The sequence below is a fragment of the Streptomyces sp. NPDC047072 genome (assembly GCF_040643855.1).
GTDB lineage: Bacteria > Actinomycetota > Actinomycetes > Streptomycetales > Streptomycetaceae > Streptomyces.
In genome coordinates, this window is record NZ_JBEYVC010000028.1 from 1 (window position 1) to 18,232 (window position 18,232).

At 70.2% G+C, this 18,232-nt stretch carries 16 protein-coding genes; 5 read left to right on the forward strand and 11 right to left on the reverse strand.

The window, feature by feature from the left end:
* The first annotated feature begins 462 nt into the window (after positions 1-462).
* A complete protein-coding gene (locus ABZ896_RS15075; protein ID WP_360927622.1) occupies positions 463-636 on the forward strand; it encodes a hypothetical protein in 174 nt (57 codons plus the stop codon).
* Between the two features lie 163 nt (positions 637-799).
* Here ABZ896_RS15075 and ABZ896_RS15080 read toward each other — a convergent pair whose 3' ends face one another.
* From ABZ896_RS15080 to ABZ896_RS15130, 11 genes are all read right to left on the reverse strand, one after another.
* Positions 800-1,684, reverse strand: a complete 885-nt coding sequence (locus ABZ896_RS15080; RefSeq protein ID WP_360927624.1) for a hypothetical protein — start codon at positions 1,682-1,684, stop codon at positions 800-802.
* A 461-nt stretch (positions 1,685-2,145) separates the two neighbouring features.
* Entirely contained in the window at positions 2,146-3,168 is a 1,023-nt protein-coding gene (locus tag ABZ896_RS15085) for a branched-chain amino acid ABC transporter permease (RefSeq protein ID WP_360927627.1), read from the reverse strand.
* Positions 3,165-4,025 (reverse strand): branched-chain amino acid ABC transporter permease, encoded by an 861-nt coding sequence (locus tag ABZ896_RS15090; protein WP_360927630.1) that lies wholly within the window; start codon positions 4,023-4,025, stop codon positions 3,165-3,167. Before ABZ896_RS15090 ends, ABZ896_RS15085 begins: the two co-directional genes overlap by 4 nt.
* Positions 4,026-4,080: 55 nt before the next feature.
* Positions 4,081-5,280, reverse strand: a complete 1,200-nt coding sequence (locus ABZ896_RS15095) for an ABC transporter substrate-binding protein (protein WP_360927633.1) — start codon at positions 5,278-5,280, stop codon at positions 4,081-4,083.
* A complete protein-coding gene (locus ABZ896_RS15100) occupies positions 5,277-6,926 on the reverse strand; it encodes an ATP-binding cassette domain-containing protein (protein WP_360927636.1) in 1,650 nt (549 codons plus the stop codon). The genes ABZ896_RS15095 and ABZ896_RS15100 overlap by 4 nt, the downstream gene beginning before the upstream one ends.
* Before the next feature lie 245 nt (positions 6,927-7,171).
* Positions 7,172-7,672, reverse strand: a complete 501-nt coding sequence (locus ABZ896_RS15105) for a VOC family protein (protein ID WP_360927639.1) — start codon at positions 7,670-7,672, stop codon at positions 7,172-7,174.
* An 80-nt stretch (positions 7,673-7,752) separates the two neighbouring features.
* Complete coding sequence (locus ABZ896_RS15110; protein ID WP_360927642.1) at positions 7,753-9,432, reverse strand: thiamine pyrophosphate-binding protein; 1,680 nt, start codon at positions 9,430-9,432, stop codon at positions 7,753-7,755.
* A 31-nt stretch (positions 9,433-9,463) separates the two neighbouring features.
* Entirely contained in the window at positions 9,464-10,225 is a 762-nt protein-coding gene (locus tag ABZ896_RS15115; protein WP_360927645.1) for an SDR family oxidoreductase, read from the reverse strand.
* A complete protein-coding gene (locus ABZ896_RS15120) occupies positions 10,222-11,103 on the reverse strand; it encodes an SDR family NAD(P)-dependent oxidoreductase (RefSeq protein ID WP_360927648.1) in 882 nt (293 codons plus the stop codon). Before ABZ896_RS15120 ends, ABZ896_RS15115 begins: the two co-directional genes overlap by 4 nt.
* A gap of 5 nt (positions 11,104-11,108) precedes the next feature.
* The gene (locus ABZ896_RS15125; RefSeq protein WP_360927652.1) at positions 11,109-12,617 is read right to left on the reverse strand and encodes a carotenoid oxygenase family protein; all 1,509 of its coding nucleotides are present in this window, start codon (positions 12,615-12,617) and stop codon (positions 11,109-11,111) included.
* 34 nt (positions 12,618-12,651) lie between these two features.
* Positions 12,652-14,121, reverse strand: coding sequence for an aldehyde dehydrogenase family protein (locus tag ABZ896_RS15130; RefSeq protein ID WP_360927655.1), 1,470 nt, complete (start codon positions 14,119-14,121; stop codon positions 12,652-12,654).
* Positions 14,122-14,310: 189 nt separating this feature from the next.
* Between ABZ896_RS15130 and ABZ896_RS15135 the strand changes: the two genes are divergently transcribed.
* From ABZ896_RS15135 to ABZ896_RS15150, 4 genes are all read left to right on the forward strand, one after another.
* Positions 14,311-14,805, forward strand: coding sequence for a VOC family protein (locus ABZ896_RS15135; RefSeq protein ID WP_360927658.1), 495 nt, complete (start codon positions 14,311-14,313; stop codon positions 14,803-14,805).
* Positions 14,806-14,810: 5 nt separating this feature from the next.
* Positions 14,811-16,478 (forward strand): bifunctional 3-(3-hydroxy-phenyl)propionate/3-hydroxycinnamic acid hydroxylase, encoded by a 1,668-nt coding sequence (locus ABZ896_RS15140; RefSeq protein ID WP_360927661.1) that lies wholly within the window; start codon positions 14,811-14,813, stop codon positions 16,476-16,478.
* Positions 16,475-17,317 (forward strand): fumarylacetoacetate hydrolase family protein, encoded by an 843-nt coding sequence (locus ABZ896_RS15145; protein ID WP_360927664.1) that lies wholly within the window; start codon positions 16,475-16,477, stop codon positions 17,315-17,317. The genes ABZ896_RS15140 and ABZ896_RS15145 overlap by 4 nt, the downstream gene beginning before the upstream one ends.
* A 65-nt stretch (positions 17,318-17,382) precedes the next feature.
* Positions 17,383-18,168, forward strand: coding sequence for an IclR family transcriptional regulator (locus ABZ896_RS15150; protein ID WP_360927667.1), 786 nt, complete (start codon positions 17,383-17,385; stop codon positions 18,166-18,168).
* Positions 18,169-18,232 lie beyond the last annotated feature (64 nt).

Here is an 18,232-nt window from a genome sequence, read left to right on the forward strand (position 1 = left end):
CACCGCCAAACCGGCCGAGGACGACCACCAGCTTTTCCCACCGCAGGGACCGAATCAGCTCGGTCAGTGACTACACCACTCGGCGGGACACCATCCCCGCACGTGCCGGGCGTGAGGTGCAATGTGGTCGGCTTCTGATCGGGATCGCGGTCTCGCTGGCTGCGAAATCACCTCGTCCGGCAAGTGGTCTTACACCAGCTGGCGCACCAAGAAGTACTCCTGGATGTGGGACGCGCTCGCCGACTCGACGCCCCTGGCGATCGTGGGCTGGAAGGAGCGGTGGCGCTGGCCCACCCAGCGCGATGTCCGCTGCACCCTCCCGGTTCTCCGAGACGTCGTCCTGGTGGACCATCTACCGGCGGACCTACGTCTACTCCTCGAAGATCTACTGGGGATACTGATCCCGGTACATCCCAGGCTGCCCGAACACCTCGCAACGGCGAAAACCAAGGAGCAATCAGCATGTCCCAGTCCCGCGTCGGCGTCCTGGTGGTGTCGATCGGCGTCGCTCTCACAGCGGCCGGAGCAGCGATGTACGTTCTTCCCGGCCCGGGCCTGCCTGTCCTGCTTCTGGGTCTCGCCGCTGTCGTGGCAGGAGGGGCCGTATGGTTCATCGGCCGTAACTCCGCAAGCTGAACGTTCCTCGGTCGTCATAAGACGCGCCGATTTCTCTTTTCGATATGAGTTCTTGTGGGGTGGGGAAATGCCGAAGCATCGGCTGTCCAGAAAAGGCCGCTACACCGCTCTGGCGACGACCGGCATCGTCGTCGTGTCCGGCGCCGGGATCGCGGCGCAGACCTCATTCGGGCCCGTTCCAGGGGTCGCTGAGGCAGCCCTCGGGTGGCGGCCAGGCGCCCCAGAGCAGGCCCACGGCTTCCGTCTCCGTCCTGGTCAGTTCGCCGAACTCGGTGTCTTCCAGCTGTTGTTGCCGCGCCGCACGGTGACGTCGTAGCAGGAGCCCGATATCGGTAGCCGCGTCGTCCGTTGCCTTGGGGATGAATACGAGGTCGTCCCCGTCGGGGATGTGCGATGTCGGTGTCAGGGTGCCGGTGGTGCACCAAGGGGCTTTGGCCCAGGCGTCGATGCGTCGGCCGAAGGCAGCGGCCTGCGCTGAGATGCGGACCTCGAAGGACATACCAGGTCCTGCGAGATCCGCCAGTACACCGCGCGGACCGTCGGTGCCCTCGACTCCCATGCGGGCCGCCTCCAGGGCGGCGCGCCAGCGCACACCCGCTCGGTACACCTCAAGTCCCGCATCCGTTCCGTCACTTGGCCACATGGCCTGGATCAGGGCGATGTGCGGATTCGAGTCGAGCTCGTGGGCACGCCCGTGGTCGAAGGCGCGTGCCTGTTTCCACAGGGCCAAGGCGTCCGCGTCCGACAGATCGGTCGTGTCGCGCGAGCGGCGTGTCGGGAAGGACGGGGAAGGGCAGCGGACGCTCTGTGCGGTGCGGGCTGTCGCCAAGGCCAGTTGGCCGTACCCGGCGCCGCTTCGGTAGAGGGGGCGCAGCGTCCAGCGCAGCACGTCCCGCACGGCCCTGACGTGGCCGGTGCCGTGGACCGCACGGATCTCCTCGGCCAGGACCCGGTCCTGGTGCTGCCGGGTGGTCCGGGCCTCGGCGCCGGAGAGCCACCTGTAGTAGCTGGACCGGTTCACGTCCAGGACCTGGCAGAGCCGCTTCACCTCGGAGGTGTCCCGGTGGTCGTCAACGAACTGGAAGCTGCTCGGCGCCCCGGAGGAGGCGGAGATCTCCCGGGAGGAGGTCCTTGGGCCGGTGTCGGTGATCCACGCCTACGACGTCTCCGCCGATTCCGTCGAGGACATCAGTGCCCGCCCCGGCACCGCTGGCCGCGTACTCGTACGGCGAGGGCTTCCGCTGCTTCCTGGACGGTACGACCTCCGGCGGCGTCACCCGCAACGACGGTCTCCTGCACGCCGTCCTCAGTAACGGCCCCTTCCGCGTGCACCCATCGCCCGATGGGCTGACCTCGATATCGCCGGGTACCGGCCTGCAGCTGTCTGCACGATGGCCGCGCCGTCCCCGCGGTGCCGGCCGCATGCTGCGCCGCTTGGCAGGCGGTCCTGTCCGATCACCCGAGGAGGCGAGGGGCGTGGGGTGTCGGGTCGGCCGGGCTGATGCACCGTCACACATGCTCCGGAGTCCGGGTGATGGTCTCGGGGGCAGCGTCCGCACCCGGTGCGGGTTTCCGCCGGTGCGCGTTCGGGACTCGGGCGGCACGGCAGATGAGGGGCCAGGCGCCTTGAGGAGCGAAGCGCACGATCGCGATCAGCAGGGCTCCTTCGATGACCAGGGACAGGGTCTGCTGGTCCTGGAGCGCGCGGGTCAGTCCGTAGTAGACGACGCCGACGCCGACGACGGGGCCGAGCACGGTGCCCGTGCCGCCGACCACGGCCATGAGGACGGCGTTCAGGCTCCAGTTCACGCTCGCCACGCCGTCGGGGGAGATGACGACGAACTGGAAGGCGATCACCGCTCCCGCCAGGCCGGTGAGCGCGCTGGTGGGCACCAGTGCGGCGAGACGGTGGCGGTAGACCGACACGCCGAGTCCGGCGGCGGCCGCTTCGTGGTCTCGTACGGCGGCGAGCCGCAGGCCGAAGGCGCTGTGCCGGACGTAGAGGGCGAGCCCCATGGCGAGGGCGGCGACGAGGACCGCGATCTGGTACAGGTTGCCCCCGCTGGGAATCCGCTCCGTGGGGAGGGTGAGACCGCTGGCGCCGCCGGCCCAGTTCCAGTTGCTGAGCAGGGCCTGGAGGGCGACGGAGACGGCCAGCGTGCCCACCGCGAAGTAGTCACCGCGCAGGCGCAGCAGCGGTACGGCGAGCAGCAGGGCGAGGAGGCCCGCGCCGATGCCCGAGCCGAGCAGGGCCAGCGGCCAGGGCAGACCTGTGTGGATCAGGATCAGCGCGGTCGTGTAGCCGCCGCTCGCCATGAACGCGGCGGCGCCGAGGGAGATCTGGCCGCTGAAACCGGCGAGGACGTTCCACGCCTGGGCGATCGTCACATACGTCAGCAGGGTGACGCTCAGGTCCAGCTGCCCGAGGGAGAGCACCGGGGCGAGCACGAAGGCGGCGATGGTGACGGTCGCGAGGGCGAGCACGGGCCACAGAGCCTTCGGAGTCCCTTGGGGGACGGTCGCGGTTTTCATCCTGCGGCCTTTCGGAACATGCCCTGGGGGCGTAGGGCGAGGACGAGGAAGAAGGCGAGGTAGACGACGACGTCGCGCATACCGCCGCCGAACACCTGGACACTGATCGACTGGAGGACGCCGAGAGCGACACCGGCGAGGAAGACCCCGCCGACGCTGCCGATTCCGGCCAGGGCCATCACGGCCATCCCGGTCAGCAGCAGCGGCATCCCGCTGCTCGGCGTGAAACTCTGGGCGACGCCGGTGAGGACCCCGCCGGCCGCGGCCAGGGCGGCGGCACCGGCGAAGGTCATGGCGTACACCTTCGGCACGTTGATGCCGAGCACGGCGGCGGTGGCCGGGTCCGCCGAGGCCGCCCTGACCGCGCTGCCGGCGCGCGTGCGGGTCAGGACGAGATGGGTGACGGCGCACAGGAGGACGGTCAGCCCGAAGGCGATCAGGTAGATCGTCTGGATGCGCAGGCCGAGGACGGAGACGCCGGAGGTCGCGTAGGGGGCGGGCAGGCTCTTGGGGTGAGTGCCGAACCCGCCCTGGAACAGCGCCTGGGCGAGCAGGGACAGCCCGAAGGTGGCCACCAGAGGCGCGCTCTTGTCCCCTTGTAGGAGGGGGGTGAGCAGATACCGCTGGAGGGGATAGGCGATCAGGGCGACGCCCGCCATGGCGAGCGGCAGGGCCAGGAGCGGGTCCCAGCCGGAGTCCACCACCAGCAGGGACGCCAGGTAGGCGCCGCCGATGACGAGTTCTCCGTGGGCCAGGTTCATCAGGCCCAGTACGCCGAAGACCAGGGAGATGCCCAGCCCGATCAGGGCGTACAGGCCGCCGGCGAGGATTCCGGCGGCCAGGACGTCGAGGCTCACGATGTGCTCCGTTCACTCACGCTCGTGGTGGGTCGCAGCGCGTTCATGCCGGGCCTCAGCCGAGTCCGGACAGGGAGGCGAGCGGGGATCCGCCCTTGGCGGGCCAGACCTGCTTGATGGCGCCGTCTTCCCACTGGCCGATGAAGGTGGGCGTCACGCTCTTGTTGTCGACGAACTTCACGGGGCCCTGTGCGGAGACGGTGGTGCTCTTGGCGAGGGCCTTGTTGAGGGTGGCGGCGTCGGTGCTTCCCGCGGCGGAGATGGCGTCCATGAGGATGGTCGCCTCGTGCAGTCCGAGGGCGACCGAGCCCAGGTCGGTGAGATTGGTGTACTTCTTGCCGTACTTCTCGACGATGAGGTCGGTGTCCGGCAGCCCGGCCGTGTCGGACCAGTTCAGCTGGACGAGGGTGCCGTCACCGAGCTTGCCCAGGGACCCCCAGCCGGGCGTCTGCGCGCACTGCAGACCGATGGCGAGCTTGGGCTTGTAGGCGAGTGCCTTCATCTGCTTCCACATCGCGAAGCAGTCCGGCGGGGTCATCGAGGCGATCAGCACCTGCGCGCCGGAGGAGGTCCCGGCCTTGATGACGTCGGAGAAGTCCGTGGTGCCGGTGGGGACGGACTTGGTGGCGGCGATGGCGAAGCCGGCCTTCTCGCCGGTGCCCGCCCAGAGCTTTCCGGTGGAGATGCCCTGGGCGTCGTTGTTGGTGACGATCAGCGTCTTCTTGTTGGTCTTCGCCCCGGCGGCGACCTCGAAGAAGTCCTTGGCGCCGTCGGCGAGCGACTGGAAGGAGTCCCAGGTGTAGCCCTTGCCCTTGGGCAGCAGCTCGATGGGCAGGGCGCCCATCACCAGCGGCACCTTCAGTGCGTCGGCCTGGCCCTGCATGTCGATGTTCTGCTGGCAGCACGAGCCCAGCAGTCCCACGGCCTTGTCGGTGAGCACCAGGGAACGCACCTGCTGGATCATCGTGTTGGTGTCGCTGCGGTTGTCGAGCACCTTCAGCTCGACCTTGCGCTTCTTCCCGCCCACCTTCAGGCCGCCCTTGGCGTTCGCCTGCTGGACCGCCAGGAGGTAGCCGTCGCGTATCTGGTTGAGGACGGTGTTGCCGGACAGCGAGATGCTGGTGCCGATGACGATGGGACCGTCATCGCTGCTGGAACCGCTGCTGCTGGAGGCGTTGCCCGCGCAGCCGGCCGTGGCGGCGAGCAGTGCGGCACCGGCGAGTGCGTAGATGCGGCGGTGGGTTGTTCTGATCACGAGGGGTCTCCTTCGGAGGCGCTGAGCGGTCGGGAAACGGGGGAGGAGAGCAGAGAGGAGGAACCGGCTTCCGGGGCGTCGTCCTCGGTGGTGCCGAAGTAGGCGGCGTCCAGGGCCTCGTCAGCGAGCAGGCCCGCCGGATCGCCGGTGTACGAGACGCGGCCCCGGGACAGCACCACGGCGTGGTCGGCGATGCCCAGCGCCCGCTTGACGTTCTGCTCCACCAGAACGATCGCGACGCCCTGGGAGTTGATCTCGGTGAGCGCGCCGTACAGGGCGTCGATCGCCACGGGGGCGAGGCCGAGCGAGATCTCGTCGCAGATCAGCACCTGGGGGTCGGCCATCAGGGCACGTCCCACGGCCAGCATCTGCTGCTGGCCGCCGGACATGGTCCCGGCCTGCTGAGTGGCACGTTCGGCGAGCACGGGGAAGATCGCGTGGACGCGTTCCATGCGGCCGCGCACCTCGTCCTTGGCCAGGGCGAGCGGAGCGCCGAGCATCAGGTTCTCGGCGACGGTGAGGCCGGTGAAGATGCGGCGGCCTTCCTGGCAGTGGGCGATGCCCAGGCGCGCGCGCCGGTGGGTGGCCATGCCGGTGATGTCCTGGCCGAGGGCGTGCACGGATCCCGATCTCGCCTCGACGGCGCCCATGATCGTGGCGCAGAGCGTGGACTTGCCGGCCCCGTTGGCACCCAGCACGGTCACGATCTGTCCGGCCTCGACGCGCATCGAGAAGTCCCGCAGGGCGACCATGTCGCCGTAACCGGCGCTGACCGAGTCCAGAGAGAGCACGGCAGCGGTGTCCGGTGCCGTCGCGGTGGCCGCGGTGCGTGCCGGGGAGGCCTGAGCCCTGTCGCCGTCGCCGAGGTAGACGGCCCGTACTTCCTCGTTCGCGGCGATCTCGGCGGGTGTGCCCTCGGCCAGGGTGCGGCCCCAGTTGAGGACCAGGACGCGGTCGACGAGTTCCCGTACCACCCGTTCGATGTGCTCGACCAGGAGCACGGTGATGCCTTGGTCGTGGACCTGGCGGATCAGGTCGATCGCCTCGTCCAGCTCGCGGCCCACCAGCCCGGCCGCGACCTCGTCGAACATGAGCACCCGGGGACGGGTGGCCAGGGCCCGGGCCACCTCCAGCCGCTTCAGGTCCAGGACACGCAAGGAGTCGGCGGGACGGGAGGCCTTGGTGTCCAGGCGGCACCGAGCGAGAATCTCGTCGATCTCTCCAGGGTGCGGATGAGGTCGGCTCGCCATGGCCCCGACCAGTACGTTCTCCCGGACGGTGAGGCCGTGGAAGGGCCGAGGGACCTGGTGGGCCAGTGCGACGCCGCTGCGGGTGATGCGGTGCGCCGGCATGCGGTCCAGCCGCTGCTCACCCAGCCACACCTCTCCTTCGGTGGGGCGGTGGACGCCGGAAATCAGCTTGAGCAGGGTGCTCTTTCCGGCGCCGTTGGGGCCGATGACGGCGACCGCTTCTCCGGACGCCACCGAGAGGTCGACGCCTTCCAGAGCCGTGACACCGCCGAATCGCTTGGTGAGTCCTCGTACCTGGAGAGGTGCCCCGGACAGGGCGCCCGGCAAGGGAGCGGGCGACGCATCGCCACCGGTGTCGCCTGCTTCGGGGATCGTCTCAGCATCCAGTTTCTTCACGCCGTGACTCCTCACCGCCGCGCGCCCGGAACGCCCCGGTGTCATGCGGCGAGTGGTTGACCGTAACTTCGCCCGAAGCGTACGGTCCCTTATGTTGAAACGCTAGTCCTAATTAGTGGGACATAGGGATCGCCGGGTGAGGGCGCTCCTATGGAACGTCATCTGTCCGCACCATGAGTCCCTCTCAGTAGGATTGACATCCTGTTTTTCGAGATGCGGGCCCAGGGCTACGGGTGTGTGTTGGTTCAGAGGGATTGCCTGTACATCGCGGTGAAGGCCGCGTCGAGGCCGGGGCTCGCCTCGATGAGTTCGGTCATGCCAGGAAGGACGTCACGCGTGTCGAAGTAGGCGACGCGGGAGTCGGACCCGACGGATGCGGTGAACACGGCCTCGTAGCCCTTGCGGCGCATCGCCTCCACCGCTGCGTCGAAAGCCGTCGTGGCGCAGCCGAAATGGTGGAAGCCGTATCCCCGCTGGATGATCACGTCGCGGTGCACCGACGGGAGTTCGTCCGCGGGCTGGATGAGTTCGTACTGCATGTGCCCGCCGAAACCGAGCGCCACGTGCGCCCGTGCCTGGGTGGGCCCGCCCCGGTAGCGGGGGTTCTCGCCTGCGAAGTCCCGCAGGACCGTCCACGGCCCCACCCCGAAGCTCTCGCTGAACCGGGCCGTCGCCGCGTCGAGATCCTCGACGACGAACGCCATCTGGATGAGGCCGTCGGTCGGTTGGCCGAAGTCGAACAACATGGCAGCTCCCTGACGAGTCGTGAGCCGGAACGGTCGGCCGGCTCCGTGGTGTGTGGGACGCGTGGGGGGAGAAGGCGTACTCAGAAGGGGTTGCCGCCCATGATCACCCGCTCCTCCGGCGGTATCGGGTCGAGACTCACATGGACCTCGACGCAGGACGGGCGCCCGCTCAGAAGGGCCTTGGCGAGGGTGGGCGCGAGTTCGTCGAGGGCGCGCACCTGGTAGCCGTCCGCGCCGAGCGCGAGCGCGGCGGCGGCGTAGGAGCCGTTCTCCAGCCGGTTGTTGACCACCCGGTCCTTGCCGTGCATGAGTTCCTGCGCGTGCAAAGTGGCGCCCCACGCGCGGTTGTTGAGCACGACGACGACCACTGCGAGTCCGGCTCGCACCATGGAGTCGAACTCGCCGAGGCTGTAGCCGACGGACCCGTCACCGGTCACCAGGACGACGTTCGTGCCGGGAGCCACGGCTGCCTGTGCTCCGAGCGCGACTCCCATCCCGACTCCCATGGAGCCGAGGTAGCCGTGGCAGAGGAACGCGGACACCGGTGCCTCGGAGATCGCTTCCGACAGCCAGAGATAGGTGAGCGCGCCGTCGGCGACGGCCACCGACCCCTCGGGCAGGGCCGCAGCGATGGCGCACACGGCGTCGTAGGGATGTACGCGCTCGCCCGGGACGACCTGAGAGGCCACGGCCTCGCGCCGCCGTCGAAGGTGTGCCCGCAAGGTGGCCTGCCAACCGGCCTGATCGGGGCCGGCGGTCTGCCTGAGGGTGAGTGCCCGGTTGAGATCCTGGAACACCGGCAGTGGATCGGCGGCGACCGAGAGGGAGACCGGCTGCAGGAGGCCCAGTTCGCCACCGGAGGGATCGATCTGCACGACGCGCGCCGTACGCGGGATCAGCGCACCCGAGCCGTGCGCGGTCGTGAGGCCGAACCGCAGTCCCGCCATGATCACCAGGTCGGGTTCGCCTCCGGACGGCAGGCCGTTGAGCCCTTGCAGCAGGCCGAAGTTCAGGGTGCTGGGTGTGATCGCGCCGAGGCCCTCGTAATCCGCCATCAGCGGTACGCCCAGTCGCTCGGCGAACGTCCGTAGCTCACCGGCGGCGCCGGAACGCGGAACCTCGGAACCGGCGATGATCACCGGTCTCCGGGCCTGCTCCAGCAGGTCCAGGATCCGCTCAGCCCCGGCGTGCGAGAGGCCCGGCCCGTGGTCGCCGCTGTGCAGGAGTTCCGCGGTCAGGTCGGGCAGGTCGATCTGCTCGGTCAGGACGTCCCAGGGGATGTCGACCAGTACGGGCCCCCGTGGCGCGGCGAGCGCGGTGCGGATCGCGCGGGCCAGGACGCGGGGGATCAGTGACGCGCGCGTCACCCGGTGCGCCCATTTGGTGACGGGTGTCGCGATCGCGACCTGGTCCAGGCCCGCCTGCAGGGTGTTGGTCTGGTCGTCGGCGAGCGGCCCGGACGCCGCGAGATAGAGCACGGGAGTGCGGTCGAGGTGAGCGTTGGCCATCGACGTCACGGCGTTGGTGAACCCGCCGCCTGCGGTGAGCAGCGCGACGCCGAGGGCGTTGCGCACCCTCGCGTACCCTTCGGCCGCGTGGCCCGCGTTCATCTCGTGCCGCGTGTCCACGATGGGCAGCCGGTGGTCGAGGGCGGCCTGGTAGACGGCGTCGATGTGCGCGCCGTTGATGCCGAACATCCGGTCCACACCGGCCTGTTGCAGGAGGCGGACGACGAGGTCGCCGCCGGACACACGAGGCATGAAACGTTTCCTTTCCTGAGGTCGGAGCACGTCAGACGCAGGTCTCGCCGCCGTCGACGGCCAGGACATGACCGGTGACGAAACTCGAGCGGGGAGACGCGAGCCAGTAGGCGGCCTCGGCGACCTCCCGCGGCTGCGCCACGCGGCCGAGCGGAGTGGCGGCGGCGGCCCGCTCGGCGTCGAGGTGCTCGTGCTCCTCCAGATGCCGCAGCATTCCGGTGCGGGTCAGGCCCGGGGCTATCGCGTTGACGCGGATGCCGTGCCGTCCGTGCTCGGCGGCCGCGGATCTGGTCAGCCCGACGACGCCGTGCTTGAACGCGGAGTACGCGGCCCCGCCACCCGGGTTGCCCACCAGGCCGGCGACCGAGGAGGTGTTCACGATCGTGCCGTGGCCTTGGAGCACCATGACGGCCAGTTCGTGCTTCATGCACAGCCACACGCCACGCAGGTTCACCGACTCCGACAGTTCCCAGTTCTCGCTGCTGAGTCGCTCGATCGGTGCCACCGGGGGTGCGATGCCCGCGTTGTTGAACGCGGCGTCCAAAGCGCCGTAGGCATCGACCGCCGCGGCGACCATGTTGGCGACCTCCTTCTCGACCGACACGTCAGCCTGGACGAAGACGGCCCTGCCGCCCGCAGCCGTGATGGCGGCGACGGTGTCCGCGCCGGACTCGGAGCGGTCCGCAGCGACGACGGCCGCACCCCGCTCGGCGAACAGTTCCGCCGCCGCCCGCCCGATGCCCGAGCCGGCGCCGGTCACGAGCACGACCGATCCCTCCCCGTGCGCCGTCACCGCCGCGCCTCCGCTGCGGCGAGGACCTCGTCGTAGACCGGGTTGGCGAGCACCGACCTCTCCACCGCGGCACGGTGCGGGTTCTCCGGTGTGGTGGGGACCGACGCGAGGATCGCGTCGAACCGCCGGGCGAGCAGGTCCCGGTGCTCGGCGTGCGTCAGGACGTAGAGGTGTTCCTCCTGTATTGCCAGCAGGACCCGCTCGCCGACTTCCCGTGGAAGCATCGCCGTTTGGTGCAGGTCGGCCTCGGCGAGGGCGCCCGGTGCCTGCGACCCTGGTCGGCCAGGAGGCTGCGGGCCCTGGTGGATGTTGGTTCGGACGATTCCCGGTGTCAGGACGGACACCTTGACGTGGGTGTCCCGGAGTTCGGCCGCCAGTGCCTCCATCAGCCCCACTACACCGAATTTCGCGGCCACGTAGAGCGCTCCCGGGGTGCCGAGCAGGCCGCCGATCGATGCGGTCGAGACGATGTGCCCCGGACGGTCGGCGGCCAGCATGCGCGGCAGGAAGGTCCGGATGCCGTTGAAGACGCCCGTGAGGTTGATGTCGAGCACCCAGTCCCACTGTTCGAAGCTCGCCTCGACCACCGGTGCCAAAAATCCGACGCCCGCGTTGTTGACCAGCACGTCCACGCCGCCGTAGTCCGCGTCGAGGCGGTCGGCGACGGCGGCGAACGCCTCCCGGTCCCGCACGTCGAGCCGAACGGCTTCAGCCTTGCCGATACGCGAGAGTTCGCGTTGCGCGCTCTCCAGCGTCTCGGTGACGACGCCGCAGATGACCACGTTCATGCCGGCGTGACACAGCGCCTGCGCCACGCCGAGACCGATGCCGCTGTCCCCGCCGGTGATGAAGGCGGTCCTGCCCGCCAGGTCTCGCACGGCCGTCAGCCGTCGCTGCGCCGGGCGGAGATGGCCCGGTCCAGTGCGTGGTGGTCGGCCCAGCTGCCGTGGAAGCCGAACGGCACCCTGCTGGGGAGCTTGACCCGGGCCAGCGGGGTGCGGCGCAGGTCGGCCGCGTCGTGGATCAGCAGCTCGCTCAGATCGGTGCTCCTGTTCCACCACAGGGAGAGCAGGTAGCCGTCGTCCTCGGCGCGGGAGTTCTCGCGGGCGACGAAGACCGGTTCGCTCGGGCTGGTCAGGCCGTCCGGTCCCTCGACGACGGTCGTGCGGTCGAGGAGGTGGTCGTGGCGGGCGAGGCCGTCGGACATGGTGTCCTCGGCCAGGCCACGCGTGGTGACGAAGTAGCCGTAGCGGTGCGGGCGGCCCGTGTACGCGTCGTTGATCTTGGGGAACTCGCCGAAGACACCGCTGGTCATCTCCTCCGTGGCCCGTCCGGTCGTCAGGTCGACGCGCCAGCGGTAGGGCAGGGCCGGCGGGAACCACTCGTGGGGTCCCAGCGGTGCGAACAGGCGGTCGACCGGGCTGCCGAGACGGTCGATGCGGTGTCCGTCGACGATCAGCTCGCCGTTCTGCTCGTAGGCGTTGTAGAAGTGGGTGTTGGCCCAGTGGCCGCCGAGCTCGTGCCAGGTGACCTCGTGGGTGTGACGGTTCATCAGGACGATCTGGACGCCGTGTTCGAGGGAGTTCTCGTCCCAGACCACTCCGGGCAGGCTCCGCGCCACCAGGTCGAGGCGGAACTGCGCGGGGGTGACGAAGAAGACCGCGTACGTGTCGCTCACCGCGAAGTCGTGCATGAGGACCGGCACCCCGATGTCGAAGGAGTGCGAGTCGATGATCGCGGCGGTCTTCGCGTCAGCCTGGTACCAGGTGACGACCGGGCCGGTGGCGGCGAAGAAGAGCATGTCGCCGGTGTCCGGGTCGGTCTTGTAGTGGCCGGTGCACAGGACGTCGATGCCGCCGTGGAAGTCGTACGTGCCGAGGGTGCGCAGGGTCTCGGGGTCCAGCGCGTGGGGCAGTCCGCCGTCGAAGTAGACGATCAGGTGGTCGTCGAAGAGGCCGGCGTTGATGTTGGCCACGTTCTTGGCGCGCGGGGCGCCCTCGGGCAGCCGGCCCGGGGTGCCGCCGTTGACGAAGCCGCTGTAGACCGCTTCCCCGGCCTCGACCTCGACCCGCATCGAGTCGGTCTCGACCCAGCGGGTGCGGTAGGCGGCCCTGCCCTCGCGCAGGTAGACGCCGCAGACCATGCCGTCGCCCTCCCACCAGTGGTAGCGGTCGGTGTTGCGGGGCTGGAAGCGGGGGTTGGAGGAGACACGGAACAGCGCGCCCGCGAGGTCGGCCGGTATCTCGCCGTCCACCTCCAGGTCGTACGCCTCGTTCTCCTCCGTCCAGGGCGCGAAGGGGCCGTTGAGGAACTTGTTGCCGGTGTGCCGGTCGGCTCCCGTGGGGGACGGGGCCGTCCGACGGGGGACGACGGTTATGGGGTTCGGGGGCATGGGACTCTCCGTGCGGCTCTGTGGGGCGGGGCGGTCAGAAGGGGTAGTGCGGAAGTTCGCCGCGTACGGTGACCCACTGCTGTTCGGTGAAGGCGTCGAGGTTGGCGGCCGCGCCGCCGTGGCGGGCCCCGGTGCCGGAGTCACCGACGCCGCCGAAGGGGATGAGTGTCTCGTCGTTGACCGTCTGGTCGTTGATGTGGACCAGACCGCTGGGGATCCGTTCCGCGAGGGCCAGACCCTTCATGACGTCCCGGGTGAGGATGCCCAGGGACAGTCCGTACTCGGTCCCGGCGGCCAGGCCGGCGGCCTCGTCGAGGTCCCGGAAGGTGACGACGGGTGCCACGGGACCGAAGATCTCCTGGGCGTAGGCGGGGGCGGTGAGTGGCACGTCGGTCAGGACGGTCGGCCGGTAGAAGAGGTCCTCGTAGGTGCCGCCCGCGGCCAGCCGGGCCCCGGCCCCGACGGACTCGGTGACGATGCGGTGGATGGTGTCGCGCTGGCCGGCGTCGATGACCGGTCCCAGGGCGACCTGCTCGGTGGTCGGGTCGCCGACCGGGAGCGCGTCGGCGTGCTGGGCGAGCAGGGCGGTGTACTCGTCGGCGACCGAGGCGTGGACGAGGTGGCGGCTGCTCGCCATGCAGATCTGGCCGGCGTGGACGAAGGACCCCCAGGCGCCCACCGAGGCGGCCTTGTCCAGGTCGACGTCGTCCATGATGACGAGCGCGGAGTTTCCGCCCAGTTCCAGGTGGACCCGCTTGAGGTGTTGGGCGGCGGCCACGCCGATGGCGCGGCCGGCCCGGGTGGAGCCGGTGAACGCGATGACGGGGATCCGCGGGTGCTCGACGACGGCCGCCCCGACGTCCGCGCCGCCGGGCAGGACGTGCAGCAGACCGGGCGGCAGGCCCGCCTCCTCGAAGATCCGGGCGAAGACGACGCCGCCGCTGATCGCGGTGCGCGGGTCCGGCTTGAGGACGACCGCGTTGCCGAGCGCGAGCGCCGGGGCCACGGCCCGCATCGCCAGGATGACCGGCACGTTGAAGGGGGCGATGACGCCGACGACCCCGACCGGCACCCGGCGGGAGAAGGACAGCCGCTCCTGTCCGGAACGCAGCAGCTCGCCATAGGGTGCCCCGGCGAGGGCGGCGGCCTCGTGGCACTCGTCCGCGCCGCCGCTGGTGACCTGGAGGGCGGCGAAGGGCCGGATCGCGCCAGACTCCCGCATCAGCCAGGTCTCGATCTCCTGCTGGTGTTCCTCGAACAGGCGCGCGGCGCGGCGCAGTACGGCGGCCCGGTCGGAGTACGGCCGGGCCGCCCACTCCCGCTGGGCCCGCACCGCCTGCTCCACCGCCCGGTCCACGTCGGCGGGCGTGGCGGAGCCGACACGGCCCAGCGCCTTGCCCGTCGCGGGCTCGACGGCGTCGTAGACCTCGCCCGAGCCGCTGATCCACTGACCCGATCCGGAGAAGATGCGGCCTTCCCAGGTGCTGCTGTCCAAAAGCGTCATGGTGTCCCGTTCCCGTAGTGAGCTGTCCCGCATATTCGGACTTGGATATCGTGATACAGGACGCTGCATCGAAGAGGTGTGTGCCGTCAAGGGGTGTGCGGTTGTGATCTCACCCGGTTGACCTCGACCTGCCCGTCGCCTTACTGTCCCATAAAACAAAACGAGAGTCCTGTTAGGGGAGACACGCTTATGGCGATCACCGGACTGGGGCACACCGGTTTCTGGGTCGACGACCTGGAGACGATGCGCGACTTCTACGAGCGGGTCCTGGGCCTGACGGTCACCGACGAGGACGAGGAGCGGGGCATCGTGTTCTTCTCCGCGCGCCCCGAGGAGGAGCACCACGAGTTCGTCCTCCAGCGGGGCCGCACCGCACCTCCCGGTGCCAAGCTCACCCACCAGGTGTCATGGCGGGTGGACTCGCTGGACACGGTCATCGACTTCCATCACAGGTTCCGCGCCGAGGGGATCGAGGTGCAGCAGGAAGTGACCCACGGCAACGCCATCGGCATCTACTTCTTCGACCCCGAGGGCAACCGCAACGAGGTCTATCTGCGGCTGGAGCGGGACGTACGCCAGCCCTTCCGCAAGTCCCTCGACCTCGACCTGTCCCCGGAGGAGATCTTCGCCGAGGTCGAGCGGCTGCTGACCGAGGGTGGTCCCGCCTACCAGCCGGTCCAGTGACCGCCGTGCCCACCGCGTCCCCGGCACCGCCGGTCCTGGTGGTCGGCGCAGGACCGACCGGACTGACGGCCGCCCATCTGCTCGGCTCCCGGGGGATCCCGGTCGTGCTGGTGGAACGCAACTCCACCACCAGTGACGACGCCAAAGCGATCAGTTTGGACGACGAGTCGCTGCGCACCCTGCAGTCGGCCGACGGCCTCGACGAGGCCGTCTACCCGATCATCGTGCCGGGTACCGGGACGAGATACTTCGGCGTCGGCGGGCGGCCCCTCCTGCACGCCCGCGGCACCGGCGACCAGCGCCTCGGACACCCTTTCAAGAACCCCTTCGCCCAGCCCGACCTGGAGCGAGTACTGCGGGAGCAACTGGAGCGGCTCCCGAGCGTCGACGTCCGCTTCGGCACCCGGTTGACAGGGCTCACCCAGGAGCCCGGCGGGGTGCGCGCCTCGCTCCGCACGGGCGGGGAGGACGGGCCGGCGGAGGAACTGGAGGCCGTGTACCTCCTCGGCTGCGACGGCGGCCGCAGTACCGTGCGCGACCTGCTGGCCGTCCCCATGCGCGGACGCAGCTTCCCGGATGTGTGGCTGGTGGTCGACACCCTTGAGGACACGCACGACCAGCGATTCGGTATGCACCACGGAAACCCCGACCGGCCCGTGGTCATCGTCCCGGGCCGGGACGGCCGCTGCCGCTACGAGTTCCGGCTGAAGCCCGGCGAATGCGCGGCGGGCTCGCCTCCGCCGCTCGCCCTCGTGCGTGAACTCTTGCGCCCCTACCGGGAGATCGCTCCGGGGCAGATCGAGCGCGCGGTCGCGTACAGCTTCCACGCGCTGCTCGCCGACCGGCTGTGCGAGGGCCGCTGCTTCCTGCTCGGCGACGCCGCGCACATGATGCCGCCGTTCGCCGGACAGGGCCTCAACTCCGGTCTGCGGGACGCGGCCAACCTGTGCTGGAAGATCGCCGACGTCCTGGCGGGCCGGGCCGGCGACGCCTTGCTCGACACGTACGACACCGAGCGCCGCCCGCACGCCCGAGCCGTGATCGACCTCTCCGTACGCCTCGGCCGCGTCGTCATGACCACCAGCCGCCCCCGTGCCCTCCTGCGCGACCTGCTGGTGCGCACGGCCATGCACACCCCGCCGGGACGCCGCTACCTCACCGAGATGCGCTACCGCCCCGACCCCCGCGTCCGCGCGGGGGCCGTGCTCCACGCGGACGGCCCGGGCCGTGCACTGGTCGGCACGATGCTGCCCCAGCCGCGGGTGCTACGCGGCTCCGGCCACCACCTCAGCCGCCTCGACGACGTGCTCGGGCAGGGCTGGAGCCTGCTCGGGATCGACGTGGAAGACGCCGACTGGACGGCCGTCGCGCGGGCCGGTCTTCCCGACGCCACCGCCGTGGACGTCTACCTCGACGACCGGGCGCCGCGTGACCGAGCCGGCCGAGCGGGGATCGCCGACGCCGACGGCCGGCTCGACGCCCTCTTCGCAGGACTGACCGGTTCCTTCGTCCTCGTACGCCCCGACCGCCTGGTGGCCGCCGTCTTCACCTCCGCCCGGGCCGCCCACGTCGGAGCGTGGCTGCGGTCCTTCGCCTCCCGCCCCGAAACGGACGACGTCGACCTCGACTCTGATCCCGAGATCCAGCACGACACCCAAGGAGTACCCCGATGAGACTCAGCACCGTCCGCCTCGCCGACGGCCGTCACAGCGCCGCCGCACGGCAGGAAGGCGACGAACTCGTCCTGCTGCCCCACTCCGACATCGGCGCGCTGCTCGCCACCGGTGACGACTGGCAGGAACGGGCGGCCACCACGGACGGCGAGCGCCTGCCGCTGGCCGGGGCCTCACTGGCCCCGCTCGTCCCCCACCCCAACAAGATCGTCTGCCTGGGCCTCAACTACGCCACCCACATCAGGGAGATGGGCCGCCCGACCCCCACCCACCCCACCCTGTTCGCCAAGTACGACGGCTCCCTCATCGGCGCCCACGACGACATCCACATGCCGCCGGTCAGCGACGACCTCGACTGGGAGGCCGAGCTGGCCGTCGTCGTCGGTCGTCCGGGCCGCCATGTGCCGCGCGAGAAGTCCCTGGAGCACGTGGCCGGATACACGGTCGCCAACGACGTCACCGTGCGGGACTGGCAGCACCGCACCCGGGAGTTCCTCTCCGGCAAGACCTTCGAGGCCACCACCCCGGTCGGACCCGTCCTGGTCACTCCCGACGAACTCCCGCCCGGCGCCTCGGGGTTGGACATCTCGTGCAGCGTCGACGGACACACCATGCAGAAGTCCAACACCGCCGACCTGCTCTTCGACGTCGCCGCCACCATCGCGTACATCAGCACCATCATCACGCTGCTCCCCGGCGACCTGATCCTCACCGGGACCCCGGGTGGTGTGGGTGCAGGCCGCGACCCGAAGGTCTTCCTGCGCCCGGGCCAGGAACTCGTCACCGCAGTGGAGGGCATCGGGGAGCTGCGCAACACCGTCGTCAAGGACCGCCTGTAGACCGGGCGAGCGGACGGCCGGGCGCGGTCTCCACCACGCCGCGCTCACCCGCTACAGTGTCTCGCATGTCAGGAAACGCGTCCCCCAGCTACCGCGACCGCAACTCCACCGCCGACCGGGCACTCGACATCCTGACCATGTTCGACGACGTCCAACTGGTCGTCTCCGGGACCGCCGTGGCCGAGCGGCTCGGCGTGGCACGCTCCACCGCCTACCGCTACCTCCAGAGCCTCGTCGCCGGACGTTTCCTCGAAGAGGCCCCCGGCGGCGGGTTCCGGCTCGGCCTGCGGGTGCTGGAGATCGCCCGGCTGGCCCGCCGCAGCTACGGACTTTCCGAAGTCGCCATGCCGTCGATGGAGGACCTCGCCGTCGAGACGCACGAGACGGTCCTGCTCACCCGCCGCACCGGCGACCTCGTCGTGTGCGTGGACCGTGCGGAGAGCACCCGCGCGGTCCGCATCTCCTACGAGCGAGGCAGCGCCCTGCCCATCAACGCCGGCGCCTCCGCCCTCGTCCTGCTGGCCTGGAGCCCGGAGGACGAGGCCCGCAGGCTGCTGGAGAACGCCGAACTGCGGCGGTTCACCCCGGCCACCCTCACGGATGTCGACGCGCTGGTGGAACGCCTCGGCCGGATCCGCCGGCTCGGCTACTCCGTCACCCGCGGCGAACTCGACCCCGACGTGGTCGGCGTCGCCGCGCCCATCCGGGACGAGAACAAGAACGTGGTCGCGGCCGTCAGCGTCGCCGCTCTCGCCTCGCGCGTGTACCCGGAGGCGGAGGTGGAGATCGCCCAGAAGGTCCTCGCCACCGCGCAGGAGATCAGTGACCGGATGGCCGTCGTCGCGGGATGACCCCGTGCGTGGGGGAGGCCGCCGCCCGGGAAATGACGCTCGCTCATTGCCCGTCAGCGACTTG

Bases quoted from the DNA above. Each gene is read 5' to 3' on its own strand.
- ABZ896_RS15125 (WP_360927652.1), bottom strand. From the start codon at position 12,617: ATGCCCCCGAACCCCATAACCGTCGTCCCCCGTCGGACGGCCCCGTCC.
- ABZ896_RS15130 (WP_360927655.1), bottom strand. From the start codon at position 14,121: ATGACGCTTTTGGACAGCAGCACCTGGGAAGGCCGCATCTTCTCCGGA.
- ABZ896_RS15150 (WP_360927667.1), top strand. From the start codon at position 17,383: ATGTCAGGAAACGCGTCCCCCAGCTACCGCGACCGCAACTCCACCGCC.
- ABZ896_RS15110 (WP_360927642.1), bottom strand. From the start codon at position 9,432: ATGCCTCGTGTGTCCGGCGGCGACCTCGTCGTCCGCCTCCTGCAACAG.
- ABZ896_RS15075 (WP_360927622.1), top strand. From the start codon at position 463: ATGTCCCAGTCCCGCGTCGGCGTCCTGGTGGTGTCGATCGGCGTCGCT.
- ABZ896_RS15135 (WP_360927658.1), top strand. From the start codon at position 14,311: ATGGCGATCACCGGACTGGGGCACACCGGTTTCTGGGTCGACGACCTG.
- ABZ896_RS15145 (WP_360927664.1), top strand. From the start codon at position 16,475: ATGAGACTCAGCACCGTCCGCCTCGCCGACGGCCGTCACAGCGCCGCC.
- ABZ896_RS15105 (WP_360927639.1), bottom strand. From the start codon at position 7,672: ATGTTGTTCGACTTCGGCCAACCGACCGACGGCCTCATCCAGATGGCG.
- ABZ896_RS15085 (WP_360927627.1), bottom strand. From the start codon at position 3,168: ATGAAAACCGCGACCGTCCCCCAAGGGACTCCGAAGGCTCTGTGGCCC.